Annotated in this window: 15 protein-coding genes; 12 read left to right on the top strand and 3 right to left on the bottom strand. The window is 35.0% G+C overall.

The genetic code is table 11. The features are described 5' to 3' along the window. Nucleotides 1-493: hypothetical protein (locus DCO46_RS22785; protein ID WP_116754057.1), on the top strand; the 493-nt coding region annotated here is incomplete at its 5' end. A gap of 73 nt (nt 494-566) precedes the next feature. Here DCO46_RS22785 and DCO46_RS18960 read toward each other — a convergent pair. Further along, the gene (locus tag DCO46_RS18960) at nt 567-1,541 is read right to left on the bottom strand and encodes a TerC family protein (protein WP_116754058.1); all 975 of its coding nucleotides are present in this window, start codon (nt 1,539-1,541) and stop codon (nt 567-569) included. A 193-nt stretch (nt 1,542-1,734) separates the two neighbouring features. After that, a complete protein-coding gene (locus DCO46_RS18965) occupies nt 1,735-2,751 on the bottom strand; it encodes a glutamine synthetase beta-grasp domain-containing protein (RefSeq protein WP_116754059.1) in 1,017 nt (338 codons plus the stop codon). Nucleotides 2,752-3,178: 427 nt separating this feature from the next. On the opposite strand from DCO46_RS18965, the gene DCO46_RS18970 reads away from it, so the two are divergent. From DCO46_RS18970 to DCO46_RS19020, 10 genes are all read left to right on the top strand, one after another. Beyond that, nucleotides 3,179-5,368 carry a glutamine synthetase III gene (locus DCO46_RS18970; protein WP_116754060.1) on the top strand — a complete coding sequence of 730 codons (2,190 nt, stop codon included), beginning with the start codon at nt 3,179-3,181 and terminating at the stop codon, nt 5,366-5,368. 389 nt (nt 5,369-5,757) lie between these two features. Then, nucleotides 5,758-6,669, top strand: coding sequence for a hypothetical protein (locus tag DCO46_RS18980; protein ID WP_116754061.1), 912 nt, complete (start codon nt 5,758-5,760; stop codon nt 6,667-6,669). A 64-nt stretch (nt 6,670-6,733) separates the two neighbouring features. Continuing rightward, nucleotides 6,734-7,255, top strand: a complete 522-nt coding sequence (locus DCO46_RS18985) for a hypothetical protein (RefSeq protein ID WP_116754062.1) — start codon at nt 6,734-6,736, stop codon at nt 7,253-7,255. 9 nt (nt 7,256-7,264) lie between these two features. After that, on the top strand, nt 7,265-7,669 hold the full coding sequence (gene csgH / locus DCO46_RS18990) for a curli-like amyloid fiber formation chaperone CsgH (protein WP_116754063.1): 405 nt from the start codon (nt 7,265-7,267) through the stop codon (nt 7,667-7,669). A gap of 2 nt (nt 7,670-7,671) precedes the next feature. Further along, a complete protein-coding gene (locus DCO46_RS18995; protein ID WP_262509795.1) occupies nt 7,672-7,995 on the top strand; it encodes a curli production assembly/transport protein CsgE in 324 nt (107 codons plus the stop codon). A 16-nt stretch (nt 7,996-8,011) separates the two neighbouring features. Further along, nucleotides 8,012-8,416: a curli assembly protein CsgF gene (locus DCO46_RS19000; RefSeq protein ID WP_116754064.1), complete on the top strand. Its 405-nt coding sequence runs from the start codon at nt 8,012-8,014 to the stop codon at nt 8,414-8,416. A gap of 1 nt (nt 8,417) precedes the next feature. Then, on the top strand, nt 8,418-9,779 hold the full coding sequence (locus DCO46_RS19005) for a CsgG/HfaB family protein (protein WP_116754065.1): 1,362 nt from the start codon (nt 8,418-8,420) through the stop codon (nt 9,777-9,779). Nucleotides 9,780-9,839: 60 nt separating this feature from the next. Beyond that, entirely contained in the window at nt 9,840-11,324 is a 1,485-nt protein-coding gene (locus tag DCO46_RS19010) for a carboxypeptidase regulatory-like domain-containing protein (protein WP_116754066.1), read from the top strand. Between the two features lie 145 nt (nt 11,325-11,469). Then, nucleotides 11,470-12,648, top strand: a complete 1,179-nt coding sequence (locus DCO46_RS19015; protein WP_116754067.1) for an AIR synthase related protein — start codon at nt 11,470-11,472, stop codon at nt 12,646-12,648. Nucleotides 12,649-12,748: 100 nt separating this feature from the next. Beyond that, nucleotides 12,749-13,105, top strand: a complete 357-nt coding sequence (locus DCO46_RS19020) for a hypothetical protein (RefSeq protein WP_116754068.1) — start codon at nt 12,749-12,751, stop codon at nt 13,103-13,105. A 61-nt stretch (nt 13,106-13,166) separates the two neighbouring features. Here the strand turns inward: DCO46_RS19020 and DCO46_RS19025 are convergent, their stop codons facing one another. Continuing rightward, nucleotides 13,167-13,790: a M949_RS01915 family surface polysaccharide biosynthesis protein gene (locus tag DCO46_RS19025; RefSeq protein WP_116754069.1), complete on the bottom strand. Its 624-nt coding sequence runs from the start codon at nt 13,788-13,790 to the stop codon at nt 13,167-13,169. Nucleotides 13,791-13,898: 108 nt separating this feature from the next. Between DCO46_RS19025 and DCO46_RS19030 the strand changes: the two genes are divergently transcribed. Further along, a complete protein-coding gene (locus tag DCO46_RS19030; protein WP_116754070.1) occupies nt 13,899-16,232 on the top strand; it encodes a GH92 family glycosyl hydrolase in 2,334 nt (777 codons plus the stop codon). Nucleotides 16,233-16,296 lie beyond the last annotated feature (64 nt).

Genomic DNA, 16,296 nt, shown 5'->3' on the forward strand with positions numbered 1-16,296 from the left:
AAGCTGTGAAGGACCAGAAGGGCCTCCGGGACAAGATGGATTTGATGGACCATCTGCAGATGTTTTTGAAGTTGAAAAAGTAAATTTTAATGCGACTGCTAATTCTGATTTTTATTTCAATTTTAAAACACGAATCTATCCGGGTGATGTAGTTTTAGTATATAGATATGCTGGATTTTCTCCGACTACTAATTTAGATGTTTGGACAATTCTTCCTGATTCTCACTATTACACAGACGGAGGTTTTCATTTTAGCTATAAATTTGATTTTACTCAAGATGATGTTAGAATTTATACAGAAGGATTGGATTTAGTTGCAAATCCAATACCAGCAGATTTTAGGACTAATCAAATATTTCGTATTGTAGTTGTTCCTGGTAATAATCCTATAGTTACTACTGCTAAATCCATTAATAAAGCTGACTATTCAAATTATTATGAAGTTATCAAGAAATATAATATTGATGATAGCAATGTTAAAAAACTAAACTAAGTAATTTTAAGTTATAATAAAAAAAAGGAAATCATTACGATTTCCTTTTTTTATGATTATGTATTTCAGGATTTTATTCTTCGTCAAAATCTGAATCTGTTAATACTTGCTCTTTTCCGAATTTCAAAGAAACCAAAATCCCAACTAAAAGTGAAAGCGCGATGAATCCTAAAGAAGCCCATTCCGGTACATGAATCCAGTCATGAAGCAACATTTTTAATCCCACAAAAGCTAAAATCGCAACCAGACTATATTCTAAGTAACTGAATTTTGCCAGCATATTCGCCAGGAAAAAATACATAGAACGTAATCCTAAAATCGCAAAAATATTAGAACTGAATACCAAAAACGGATCTGATGTAATAGCAAGAATGGCAGGAACACTATCAACGGCAAAAAGCACGTCCATTACTTCAATTACAATCAGGGCAACAAATAAAGGTGTTGCGGCTTTTTTGGCTGTTGCAGTAGAAATAAAGAATTTCTCCCCGTCCATTTCAGAAGTAATCGGAATAATTTTTCCAAGAGTTTTATATACAAAAGAATCCTTCGGATGAAAATCTTCTTCTTCTCCGGTAAATAACATTTTTATTGCTGTAAAAAGTAAAAAGGCACCAAACAAATAAGTGGTCCAGGTAAATCTGTTAATCAGCATTACACCAAAGAAAATCATTAATCCGCGGAAAACGATTGCACCCAAAATTCCCCAGAACAAAACACGGTGTTGGTATTTTTGAGGTATTTTAAAAGAAGCAAAAATAATCGCAATCACAAAAATATTATCTACGCTCAGAGATAATTCAATCAGATAACCTGTAATAAACTTCATAGAAGCTACGGCCGGTTTCAGATTATCGGGGTTTGCAATATAATCTGTTGTGTACAACCAGTAAATTACACCCGAAAAAAGAAATGATAATGTTACCCAGATAAGTGTCCATTTGCTGGCTTCTTTAGTGCTGATAATATGGGGTGTTTTGTTAAAAACTCCAAGATCCAAAGCAAGAATAAAAACTACGGCTAACAAAAAGAAAATCCAAACTGTCATGATATATTTTTTTAATGATTTACAAAGATAGTTTTTGGTTTTAGACTTAAAAAACTTATTCTAAAATTAAATACTATTTTAACCAAATAAAAATGTAAGAAGTAAATTATAAAGGAATAAACGGCTTTATCCTAATAAAAAAAAGTGCCAACGATTATGCTGGCACTTTTCAGGATATATTTTAAGCTTTGAATTATAGCGCTGATTTTACAGTTTTGATAATTCTTGCAGCAATTTTGTATGGATCTCCGTTTGAAGCTGGTCTTCTGTCTTCCAACCATCCTTTCCATCCTTTTTGAACAGTAATTAACGGGATTCTGATTGAAGCTCCTCTGTCTGAAATTCCATAAGAGAAATCGTGGATAGAAGCTGTTTCGTGTTTACCAGTTAAACGTAAGTCGTTGTAAGCACCGTAAACCGCGATGTGCTCAGCAGTTACAGGACGGAAAGCTTCACAGATTCTTTCGTAAGTTGCCTGATCTCCACATGTTCTTAATACATTGTTAGAGAAGTTAGCATGCATACCTGAACCATTCCAGTCTGTATCTCCAAGAGGTTTTGGGTGGTATTCAATATAGTAACCGTATTTTTCAGTCAAACGATCTAACAGGTAACGTGCAATCCAGATTTCGTCTCCGGCTTTTTTCGCACCTTTAGCGAATAATTGGAATTCCCATTGTCCGCAGGCAACTTCCTGGTTAATACCTTCAAAGTTGATTCCGGCAGCGATACATAAATCAGCATGCTCTTCTACTAATTTTCTTCCGTGAGTGTTTTTTCCACCTACAGAACAGTAGTACATACCTTGTGGAGCAGGATAACCTCCAACAGGGAAACCTAATGGCAATAAAGTTTTAGTATCCATGATGAAATACTCTTGTTCGAAACCAAACCAGAAATCATCATTATCATCATCAATAGTAGCTCTACCGTTAGAAGGGTGTGGAGTTCCGTCAGCATACATAACTTCAGCCATTACTAAATATCCATTAATACGCGTTGGATCAGGATAGATTGCAACAGGAACTAATAAACAGTCTGATGAACCACCTTCGGCTTGTTTTGTTGATGAACCATCAAATGACCAGTTTCCAAGTTCTTCTAATGTTCCTTTGAAATTTTCGTGTTCTTCAACTTTAGTTTTACTTCTAAGATTTTGAGTTGGTTCATATCCATCTAACCAAATGTACTCTAACTTAATTTTAGCCATAATAATATAAATTTATTTTTTTTGTTTTTTCGCTGGGTCAAATATAGATTTATTTTTTCGACCGTAAAAATTAGGGGGCTATTTTGTTGAAGGAAGTATTATTTTTTAGAGAAGCGCAATTTTGATAGGGGTATATTTTAAAAATATCAATTTTTACTACCTTTAAAATATAAATTCGTAATAATTAGGGATGATTTTTGAATTTACTACGCATTGAATTGCGAAAAATTGTTTATTTAATGAAGAATATTACTATAAAATGTTATATTTCTTTAAATCAATTTCGATATTCTTTGAAAAAAGCATCTTTTGTTGAAAAATCATCGCATAAAATTTTAGTCTTTATCTTCTAAACGGGCTGTTTAATTATTTATATTTGTTCCTCTGTTTTTATAGAAAAATAATACGAATTTTAAAACTTATATACATGTCAACATTACGTTTTCAGGCTTTACAGGAAGCTTCTACGAGAAAGCCGGTGCATTTTGAGGAAATAGATAGAAAATCTAACCTTTTTGGTTTAAATGTGTTTAATGAAAAAGCAATGAAGCAATATTTGACTTCGGATGCTTTTAAAGGAGTAAGAGACGCCATTCAGCACGGAACTAAAATAGAAAGAAAACTGGCAGATTATATTGCTATGGGTATGAAGGAATGGGCTCTTGCCAAAGGAGTTACTCACTATACGCACTGGTTTCAGCCACTTACCGGAACAACGGCAGAGAAACATGACGCTTTTTTTGAAACGTCTTATGACGGCAGTGACCCTGTAGAAAAATTTGGCGGAGCACAATTGGTACAACAGGAACCGGATGCATCGAGTTTTCCGAACGGGGGAATCAGAAATACATTTGAGGCCAGAGGTTATACAGCCTGGGACCCAACTTCTCCGGCATTTATATACGGTACCACTTTATGTATTCCAACCGTGTTTATTGCTTACACGGGAGAAGCCCTTGATAATAAAATTCCGTTGTTAAGAGCTTTATCTGCAATGGACGAAGCAGCAACAGAAGTATGTAAGTATTTTGATAAAAACGTAAAAAAAGTAACTGCAACTTTAGGCTGGGAGCAGGAATATTTCCTGATTGATAAAGCGTTGGCCAATTCCCGTCCAGACCTTATGATGACAGGAAGAACACTATTAGGACACACTTCTGCAAAAGGACAGCAATTAGACGATCACTATTTTGGATCTATCCCAACCCGTGCGCTGACTTATATGAGAGATCTGGAGCAGGAATGTATGTTATTGGGAATTCCGGTAAAAACCCGTCATAATGAGGTTGCACCAAATCAGTTTGAGCTGGCACCAATTTTTGAAGAAACCAATCTTGCTGTAGATCATAACTCTTTATTAATGGATGTGATGCAAAGAGTAGCAGAACGTCATGACTTTAAAGTATTATTTCACGAAAAACCATTCAAAGGCGTAAACGGTTCAGGAAAACACAATAACTGGTCATTAGCAACAGATACGGGGGTTAATTTATTAAGCCCGAGTAAAACGCCAATGAGCAATTTACAATTTCTGACTTTCTTTATAAATACCATCAAAGCGGTAAATGATTACGAAACTTTATTAAGGGCATCAATTGCAACGGCGAGTAACGACCACAGGCTAGGAGCAAATGAAGCACCGCCGGCAATTATTTCTGTTTTTATCGGAGCACAGCTGAGTAAAGTTTTATTAGAATTAGAAAGCGTAACGACAGGAAAATTATCTCCTGAAGAAAAAACAGATTTGAAGCTAAACGTAGTTGGAAAAATCCCGGATGTTCTTTTGGACAATACAGATCGAAACAGAACATCGCCTTTTGCTTTTACCGGAAACAAATTTGAGTTTAGAGCCGTAGGTTCAAACGCAAACTGTTCTAATGCAATGACTACACTAAATGCAATTGTTGCCAAACAATTAAAAGATTTTAAAATAGAAGTAGACTCTTTGATTGATTCAAAAGACATGAAAAAAGACGATGCTATTTTTAATGTTTTAAGAGAATACATCAAACAATCTAAAAAAATACTTTTTGAAGGCGACGGTTACAGCGATGCCTGGGAAAAAGAAGCAGCAAAAAGAGGTTTAAGCAATTTTAAAACTACTCCTGAAGCTATAAAAGCTAAAGTTTCTAAACAGGCTTTGGATTTATTTGAAGAATTAGGAATCTTTAATCATGTTGAAGCCGAAGCACGTTATGAAATTGAGTTAGAAGAATACACCAAGAAAATTCAGATTGAAGGAAGAGTTCTGGGAGATATTGCCAGAAATCATGTAATTCCAACTGCAATTCGTTATCAAAATACTCTGATTGAAAATGTAAAAGGATTAAAAGAGATCTTCGGAAAAGAATTTGAAACCATTGCAAAAGAACAGATTGTTTTAATTAAGGAAATTTCCGGTCATATAGAAGGAATCAATTCTAAGGTATTGGCAATGACAGACGAAAGAAAAAAAGCAAATCAATTAACCGATGCCCAAAAAATGGCAGAAGCGTATTGTAATAAAGTGAAACCTTATTTTGAAGACATTCGTAATCACTGTGATAAATTAGAATTATTGGTAGATGATGAAAGCTGGACGCTGACAAAATACAGAGAATTATTGTTTACAAAATAATATCAGAAAATAATTTGTTAAAGCCTGTCTCAAAAAGACAGGCTTTTTTTTATGATAATATCAAAATTTTAATATTTAATACCCTTTATTACATCTTAATGACCATAAATGCAGGTTAAAATTAAAAAGTAGCTTTTTTCTTGTAAAATATTTTAATGGTTTTAGTAGTTCATCGAGATAGTTTTACAGTTTGTCGAAAAGATGTTATGTTGTTGTAAAATAGCTATTTATACATGATTTGTATTTCGATAAGTTTTCTAATTTTGGTCAGGAAGTTGAAAAAATAAGATCAGTTATTTTATTTCAATTGAAGTTCAGGCCCCTACTTTTCCCCAAGAATCAAAACCTACATAATAAGTTGTATTAATAACCAATTAAATATATTTATTATGAAAAAAGTAATTTTGAGCATCTCAGCGATGCTATTTGTAGGAGCAGCGGCTTTCGCTCAGGTTTTACCAGGAACTTATACACCTAACAACAGTTACGTTAATCAAACCGGTACAAGTCAGGATGCTTATGTTAACCAGATTGGAACGAGCCAGAAATCAAGTGTAATCCAGAAAAATTTTAAAAATGAAGCCGATGTTTACCAAGGCGTAAATCCGGGACAAATTACATTACCAATTGTGGGAAACATTTCACACGATAACCTGGCTGAAGTTTCTCAGGATGGTAAAGAAAATAAAGCATTTATTTCTCAAAACAACTGGAGAAATAAAGCATATCAAACTCAGGTAGGAAATGAAAATGAAGCAACTATCTGGCAAGATGAAACTAACATTGCTTATGGCTTAGGCTTTTCAGGAGACCTTATCGGAGAAGATATCGCAACTCAAACACAAACCGGAAAACATAATAAAGCCACTATAGATCAGGGAACTTCAGGAAATACTGTTGCAAGTTCTTCTGTTTTTACCGGAATGCAGCCTTTAATAACCTCTATTCCTGCAAAACCACACGGAAGCAATGAGGCTACCCAAACCCAAACAGGGAATTATAATGAAGCTTATACAAGTCAGGGAGGATATAACAACAGTTCCAGTCAGGTTCAGAATGCATCAGTATTAGCATCATCTTCCAATAAAAATGTAACTAACCATTATCAATACGGAGATGATAATATTGCGAATGTTACACAAACAGGAATTAAAAATATGGAAAACGTTTTACAGGAAGGAGCTGGAAACAAATCCTATGCTACACAAAACTCTACTTACCCATCAAGTTTTGCAGGTAATGCAAGTGTAGTTATTCAACAAGGTACTTCAAACTTATCTAATGTAGCACAAAGCAATTAAGATCAAAATACAAATGAGATAGTCATAGAACGTGACTATCTCATTTTAATTTAAATTGATAAAAATGAAAACTTTCATTCTAAATATGATATTGTTTTTAGTTTTTTCTCCGCTGTTGTATGCTCAGGAAAAAGAAGATAATTCAGAATTCAAACATTATAATTCATCTGTTTTTAATTCAAAAGAAGTTGCGTTAAGTATTGTTTCTTCTTTGGATAAAAAAGCACAAAACGATTTAAACCTTAAAATACAATCAGGTGTTCAGATCCGGCAAATAGGAGATATAAATACAGTTAAAGCCAATTTAAAAGCTAATGAAATAAAAGTTTCAGTCGCGCAAAAAGGAAATAATAATGAATTGTTTGTAGATAAATACGCTAAAACCATTACGCAGAATATTGTACAGCAGGGAAATAATAATTCGATTTCTGATTTTACCTTACACACTAATTATAATGTAAATATGGAAATGATTCAAAAAGGCAATAACCAAAGTATTCAGAATATTGGAACCAATTCTATGTCAAAGAATTTAAAAATTACACAAACAGGAAATGGCGCTTCAATAATTCTGATCAATAAATAAAAGACAGGTATGCGTTTTTTAAACAGACATATTATACTATTCTGGATTTTTTTTAGTCTCACAATATATGGCCAGGTGCCGCAGGACAAAGTAAAAGCCAAAATAGAATTAGAAAAAGTAGAAGGTAATGTAAAAATTACCGGTACAGCCGAAAATCTGACCGATGTAATCAGAAGCGCATCTTATCGATTGTCTGTGATAAAAAATAATAATAAAAGTAATAATAAGTCTAATAACGAGCAGGTTGGTGTTTTTACCCTACAGCCCAATGAGATACAAAAACTGTCTACTTCTCAAATCAATCTGACAGAAGAAGATGAAGTAATTGTTTTGCTGTTGTTTTATGATGAAGACAAGCAGATCATAGCAAAAGACCGCGTGGTGCTGGGTGATGAAAAAAAAAAGACAATGTAATAGTGCTTCCTGTTGATGGATTTGTATTAAGGGGAATAATAACCGACGATACCAAAACAAAAATGGGTAAGGATTTCTATGACAGATATTATTACAAGTACAATGATATTGGGATAAATGCAGAAAAAATAGTAACGATAGGTGAAGAATATAGTTTTGCGAGAAATACAGCAATAACCATTAGTATTGATAACGAAGTTATTTATGGATTTCTTGTCCGGCCAGATGAAGAATTTTTAGAGGCAGTTGCTGAGGAATCTGTGGCCGCAACCTTCACTTATTTGAAAGAAAAAGAAAAACAACGCAAATATTTCACTCAGTATTAATTTTATTATTATCGGCATGAAATTTATTTTAACCTTCACTGTATTACTTTTTATCTCACCGTTTATAAATGCTCAGGCATTAGTTTATAAACCCGTTAATCCGGCATTTGGCGGAGATACTTTTAATTATCAATGGCTTTTGAGCAGTGCCGAGGCACAAAACATGCAAAAGGATAAAACCGCACAAATGACACAGCAAACTGATCTGGAAAGATTTAAAGCCAATTTAAATTCGCAGTTGCTAAGTCAGATTTCCAGTTCTCTCTATAAACAGCAATTTGGTACAGACGGCATCAAACAAGGTTCTTATACCTTCGGAAGCTATTCAGTTGATGTTTATCCATCGGCAGATGGTCTCACACTTAATATTTTAGATACAACTACAGGAGAACAAACACAAGTAATCATCCCAAATCAATAACATGAGGTTACATCACTACTTATTTATTTTATCCGGGTTTCTTTTTTCAGGCTGCGGTGCTTACTACAACCAGCCAACCGGTGTCCAGAAAGCGGTTTTGGGCGAGGGTACGCCTGCAACTTCATTACTGAAAAATCTGCCAAAGCCAAAAGAGCAGGTTGTTGTCGGGGTTTACAAATTTAGAGACCAGACAGGACAATATAAACCTCAGGATAACGGAAGCAGTTTTAGTACTGCCGTAACTCAGGGGGCAACTTCTATTCTGATAAAAGCATTAGAAGATTCTAAATGGTTTATTCCCATAGAGCGTGAAAATATTGGAAATCTTTTGCAGGAAAGAAATCTGATTCGTGCCACCAGACAGGAATATATAAAAAATCCCAATCCCAATGAGCCTCAGTTAACACCGCTTTTATACGCAGGAGTTTTGCTTGAAGGAGGTATCGTTTCCTATGATTCCAATATTATTACAGGAGGTTTTGGTGCAAGGTATTTTGGTGCAGGTGCTTCGGTTAAATACCGTCAGGATCGTGTTACGATTTATCTTCGGATGATTTCAACCTCTAACGGAAAAATTTTAAAATCAGTTTATATTTCTAAAACCATTCTTTCTCAGGCCATTGATGAAAGCCTGTTCCGATATGTAAATTTTAAGCGGCTTCTGGAAGTTGAAACAGGATATACTACAAATGAGCCCGTACATATGGCAGTAACAGAAGCGATAGAAAAAGCCGTTGAATCCTTAATAATAGAAGGAATAAAAGACAATATCTGGGAGCCGGATGCACCAAAATTGGAAGTTGATAATTTACTAAAGGCATATAGTGAGGAAACCAAAACTGCAGATGTAACCGCACTTTACGGAAGAAGATTAGAAGACAGAAGAGGAAGTTTTGGAATCGAAATTTCGGGCGGGGCAACTTTAATGGATGGAGATTATGAAAGTGCTTTGTTGCGTCCTTTTGGGAGAGGAGCTTTGAAATTTAGGGTTTCTCCAGGTTTTACGGTCAGTGCTTCTACGAATGTTGTAAACCTTGCAAACGAAAATTTACTGGATGTAGGATACATAACTTATGATCTTAATCTCGAATATTTTTTACTGCCCCGTGACCGGCTCACTCCGATTTTTTATGCAGGAGGAGGGTATGGAACAAATAAGAAATTTGAAAATACGCACGGAAAATTTCAGTACGGTTTAGGTCTGGAATATATGGCGTCGGATAAAATAGGGATTAAATTATTTGCCGAGCAAAATGTAAATTTCAGCGACAATGTAGATTATATAAAAGCCGGAACCAGAGATGATTACTATTATAAATTTGGATTTGGCCTGACTTATTACTTTACAAAGAAGAAAAAATAGACAAGCGAAAGCATTTCACAAATTACAAGAAAGAAAATTTAAATTAAAAAAAAGAGGATAATGAGGTATTTATACAAAACAGCAACGGTACTTTTTTTATTGTTTTTAATTTCCTGCAGTGAAGAAAAAATAGGTGATTCTGAGTTTGGAACAGTAACCGGAAAAGTGGTTAATAACGAGACTTTTGCGCCAATGGAAAATGTAAAAATAGTATCGAGTCCGACAACCAGTACTGTATTTACAGCTGCTGACGGAAAATTTACTCTGCCTAACATAAAGGTGGGAGAATACTCTTTTCAGGCACAAAAAGATGGTTTTGTCGCTAAATTTGAAGCGGTAAGCGTAACAGCTAATAATGCGTCAGAGATTGTTTTTGAATTAAGTAAATCGACTGCCAATAATAAGCCGCCAACGGTTCCGGTTTTAATAACCCCAACAGACAACAGTACCGGGCTCGCAGCAGCTTTGGAATTAACCTGGACGGTGACAGATCCTGATAATGATGCATTGACTTATACAGTAATGCTTCGTTCCGATAAATCAAATGCGACTGTTGTGTATAAAGATATAAAAGATAAAAAACTGGCACTTACCGATTTAATCTACGGAACAAAATATTATTGGCAGGTTACGGCAAATGACGGAATTAATACGCCGGTTTTGAGTAATGTTAGTGCTTTTATAACGGTGGTATTTCCTTCAACAAGATATTTATTCGTAAAAAATATTAGTGGTAACAATGTCATTTTTACAGCAGACGATTCAGGTAAACAATATCAAATTACCGATTCTGATAAAAATTCCTGGCGTCCCAGACGAAATATTCAGGCACAAAAAATTGCCTTTATCAGAACAAGTGGTTCACAAAATGATATTTATACAATGAATTTTGATGGCACGGAAGTCAAAAAAGTGACCAACTCGATGGCGATAGCCGGATTTAAGTCAGATTATATTGGATTTTCCTGGAATGCATCTGGAAGTGAATTAATCTATCCTAATTTTGATAAATTATACAAAATCAAAAGTGACGGAAGCGGCCTGACTAAAATATTCAAGACACCAAACGGCAAATTTATATCAGAATGTGACTGGAGTGCAGACGGCTCTAAAATAGCATTAAAAGTAAATGATATAAATGGTTATAGTGTCGAAATTTATGTCATTAATCCGTCAGGAACTGTTTTGATGCCTGTACTTGGAGGTATAAATGGCGGGGCGGGCTCTCTTAATTTTTCGGTTTCGGGGCAAAAACTTCTTTACACCAGAGATATATCGGGTTTCGAAAGCACAAATTATCGCCAGCTTGATTCCAAAATTTACGAGTATAATTTTATTCTTGGAAATTCGTACGAAATAATTACAGAGAAAATAGCCGGAACAAATGACCTGGATGCCAGATATTCTCCAAATGAAGCAGAAATAATCATAACCAATACTTCTAATGACGGTATTTCGGTAAAAAATATTGTAAAAACGGGTATAGGAATAACCAACTCCAGAGCGGTATTGTTTACGGGTTCATCTATGCCGGATTGGGAATAAATTTAAACTACAATTTAACCAAATTTACTACATGGATTCGGCAGTATGATCAACTGCCGAATTTTTTATGAATCAAACAATCGAATAAACCAAAGAATTAAAAAAACTGGTTATCTTTGCACCACATCAACACAAACTAATTTTCATGAGCTCAGATTCTAGCAAAAGGTACGCACAAAGAGGTGTTTCGGCATCAAAAGAAGACGTACACAACGCCATAAAAAATATCGATAAAGGTTTATTTCCCCAGGCATTTTGTAAAATTGTCCCTGATTATTTAACTCAGGATTCTGATTATTGCTTAATTATGCACGCAGACGGCGCCGGTACAAAATCATCTTTGGCGTATATGTACTGGAAAGAAACCGGAGATATTTCGGTTTGGAAAGGAATTGCTCAGGATGCTTTAATCATGAATATTGACGATTTATTATGTGTTGGTGCAACAGATAATATCTTACTTTCGTCAACTATCGGAAGAAATAAAAACTTAATTCCGGCTGAAGTTATCTCAGCAATCATCAACGGAACAGAAGAATTAATCAACGAATTAAAATCTTTTGGTGTAACGATTCACTCAACCGGAGGAGAAACTGCAGATGTAGGAGATGTTGTTCGTACGATTATTGTAGATTCTACAGTAACTGCCCGTATGAAACGTTCTGATGTTGTAGATAATGCAAATATAAAAGCGGGAGACGTAATTGTAGGTCTGGCTTCTTTTGGTCAGGCATCTTACGAGAAAAGTTATAACGGCGGAATGGGAAGTAACGGACTTACGTCTGCCCGTCATGACGTTTTCGGAAAATATTTGGCTAAGAAATATCCGGAGAGTTATGATGCTCTTGTTCCGGAAGAATTAATCTATTCAGGACAGGTAAATTTAACCGATGAGGTGGAAAACAGTCCGATAAATGCAGGTCAGTTAGTGCTTTCGCCAACCAGAACTTATGCACCAATCATCAAGAAAATTTTAGATACTTATACACCGGAGGATATTCACGGAATGGTACACTGTAGTGGAGGAGCACAGACAAAAATCCTTCATTTCGTTAAAGACTTACACGTTATAAAAGACAATTTGTTTCCGGTTCCGCCATTGTTTAAGCTAATCCAGGAACAATCAAAAACCGACTGGAAAGAAATGTACCAGGTTTTCAACTGCGGTCACCGTATGGAGATTTATGTTCCTGAAAATATTGCACAGGATATTATTGCAATTTCAAAATCATTCAATGTTGAGGCGCAGATTGTCGGCAGGGTAGAAGCTTCAGATGCTAAAAAGCTTACTATTACCAGCGAATACGGAACATTCGAATATTAAAATAATTCACCATATAAGTGATATAAGTTCATTTTAGTTACTTTTTCAAGCGCTTTTAAGATGAACTTATATCACTTATATGGTTTAAAAACACTTCATTATGTACGAATTGCTTTTTTGGAGATATTTAGAAGAAATTTACCTGAACAATCAGGAAGTTTATGAAGCCCTTGTTGAAAAAGAAGAGGTAGAAGGTTTAGCTGTTCTTCAGATAGATGTAATCGTAAACAGGATCAATTCCGTTTTCTCAGAATGGGAAAGAGTAGATGAGAACAGCTGGAAAAATCCAAAAGGAAAAGGTGCATTTCAGATAACCACAACACCCCAAAGCGTAAAAATCGACTGCTACGGAACAGAAGGAAAAACCATGAACAAATTAGCTGACGTTATGGAAGAATTCAAATGTCCACTTTACGATCCGCAGGTTCCGGTACGTTATGATGAAATGAATGAATAAAATTTAGTTCAGGCTTAAGGAAAGTTTGAAATTTGGATTTTTTTTATTTCAAAATTATCTACTATCCATCCTTCAAAAGAATCCCCTGTTCTTTTCTTATTTGCTCTGCCAGTTTATCTACGTAGGTTTTTATTTTTTGTGGAAGCGTATTCCAGTTTTTATCTTTTTGAAAACTTCTGCAATAGTCTAAGTCGCATTCAATTGCGCGAATCACGTATTTTTTGTTTTTATAAACCGTAATAATCTTAACGCGTCTGATTTCATCATATTCGGTTCTTGATCCATATACGATAACAGGTTCAGCATAGCCATCACCATCGATGTCTTTGGTGCTGGAGTATTTTGTCCAAAACCAGATATTGGTTTCTTTTGGAGTGTAATCCTCAAGCAGGTCATTAATTCTCCATTTTTCTAAAAATCCTCCGTGGTCATTCATTACACAAATTGCCTGAATTTTGGTATTCAGAGTATCTTTTTTTGAAATAACTTTTCGGTTTTCTGTTAAAACTAAATCATAAACGCCGCCTTTATCGCTGTATTCAATTGCTCTGTAAATTGGAAAATCTGAAACCTCATTGAGATCTCTCTGAATTATTTCTTCTTTAGTTAATTTTTGGCTTGTAATTTTTTGAGAAAAAGTGAAGATCGAATTTAAAAGGAACAGAAATAATACTATTTTTTTCATGAGGCGTTTATTTTTAGAATTTCAAAGATATTCAAACGAAATTTAATTTTTTTATAAGCAGTTTTTTTATTGTAATTTTCTAGACTAAAATAATTACCAAAATATCTGATGAACAATTTTAAAAAATCAAACCTGCTTGTTGCGATAGGAGTTTTCATTTTTTCAGGCGTCATTCATGCACAGAAAAAAAACGATAATCTCAAAAATCTAATTCAATATGTTGATCCAATGATTGGAACAGCAAAAATGGGACATACTTATCCGGGAGCAACAGTTCCGTTTGGGAGTGTTCAGTTAAGTCCTGAAACCGATACAATTGCTTACGGATTAAACGGAAAATATAACGGTGAAGTTTATAAATATTGTGCAGGTTACCAATACGGGGATAAGACAATTGTAGGGTTCAGCCACACGCATTTCAGCGGAACCGGTCATTCTGATTTAGGTGATTTTCTCATTATGCCAACAACCGGCAAATTACAACTGAATCCCGGAACTGCATCAAAACCTTTATCCGGATATCGATCGGCATTTTCGCATGCAACAGAAAAAGCAGAACCTGCCTATTATAGTGTTCTTCTCGAAGATCATAATATCAAAGCCGAATTGACTGCAACAACCCGTGTTGGAATGCATCAATATACCTTTCCAAAATCAGATGACGCCCATATTATTCTGGATTTGACTTCTGGTATTTACAATTATGACAAAAAAAATGTCTGGACGTTTGTCCGTATAGAAAACGATACTTTGATTACAGGCTATCGTCAGACAAACGGCTGGGCGAGAACCAGAACGGTTTATTTTGCTATGTCTTTTAGTAAACCGATTAAAAGCTACGGACAGGCTCCATTAGAAAAAAGTGTCTACAGGGGCTTTTGGGGAAGATTTGATCAAACCAAAAACTTTCCTGAAATGGCAGGTCAAAATTTAAAATTATTTTTTGATTTTGATACAAAAGAAGGAGAGAAAATCAAAATTAAAATGGCTTTGTCACCTGTTAGTTCTGCAGGGGCATTAGAAAATATGAAGAAAGAAGTTCCGGGGTGGGATTTCGAAAAAGTAAAAAAACAAAGTCAGGAAGTCTGGAACAAAGAATTGAATAAAATCCAGATAGAAACAATTCAGAAAGAAGATTTAGTCAATTTTTATACCGCTATGTATCATGCATTTCTTGGTCCGACAGAATACATGGATTTAGACGGAAATTACAAAGGGCTGGATATGAATGTTCATAAAGCAGAAAATTTTACTAATTATACCAGCTACTCACTTTGGGATACGTACAGAGCCCTGCATCCGTTATTTAATATCGTACAGCCAAAACGAAATACCGATATGGTAAGTTCCATGCTGGCACATTCAGATCAGAGTGTACATAAAATGCTTCCGATCTGGTCGCATTATGCTAACGAAAACTGGTGTATGATTGGATATCATTCGGTTTCGGTTGTGGCAGATGCGATTGTAAAAGGCAATGTTAATTTTGATGCCGAAAAAGCACTTCAGGCGTGTGTCAATACAGCAAAAGTACCTTATTATGATGGTTTAGAATATTATATGAATAAAGGGTATGTCCCGGAAGACAAAAACGGCTCTTCGGTTTCTAAAACCCTGGAATATGCTTATGATGACTGGGCAATTGCACAGGCGGCAAAGAAATTAGGTAAAACCGAAATTTACAATGAATTTATCGAGAGATCGAAAAATTATAAAAACGTTTACGATTCCAAAACAGGATTCATGCGTCCGAAACTAAACGACGGAACTTTCAAAAAAGAATTTGATGCATTAGATACGCACGGACAAGGTTTTATTGAAGGAAATTCATGGAATTATAGTCTTTATGTACCGCAGGATCCGGCAGAGATGATAAAAATGATGGGAGGGAATGAAAAGTTTAATGTCCGTTTAGATTCGTTGTTCAATATGCATCTTCCGGATAAATATTTCGAAAACACAGAAGATATTACAAGAGACGGAATCATCGGGAATTATGTTCACGGAAACGAACCTTCACACCACGTAGTGTACTTATATAACTGGACCAATTCTCCATGGAAAGCGCAGGACAAGATCAGAATGATCCTGAAAAAAATGTACCGAAACGGAGCAGACGGTTTAGGAGGAAATGATGATTTTGGGCAAATGAGCGCGTGGTATATTTTCAGCAGTTTAGGGTTTTATCCGGTTGCGCCGGGTTCTGAAGAATATGCTTTGGGAAGTCCATTATTGAAAAATGCTGTTTTAAATTTGGAAAATGGTAAAACTTTTGAAGTTGCAACGGTAAATCAATCGGATAAAAATGTGTTTGTTTCAAAAGTAGTTTTAAATGGGAAAGAACTTTCAAGGCCTTTCTTAAAACATGAAGATGTTGTTAATGGAGGAAAGATCACTTTTTATATGAGCAGTAAACCGAATAAAAAGCTTTATCAAAATTAATAAAAGCCAAACATAATAGAGTTTGAAAAAACTTCACGAAATTTGCATTTCAAATAAAGAAAAA

Origin of the sequence: Flavobacterium sp. HTF, from assembly GCF_003105115.1 — a bacterium.
In the GTDB taxonomy this organism is placed as follows: Bacteria; Bacteroidota; Bacteroidia; order Flavobacteriales; family Flavobacteriaceae; genus Flavobacterium.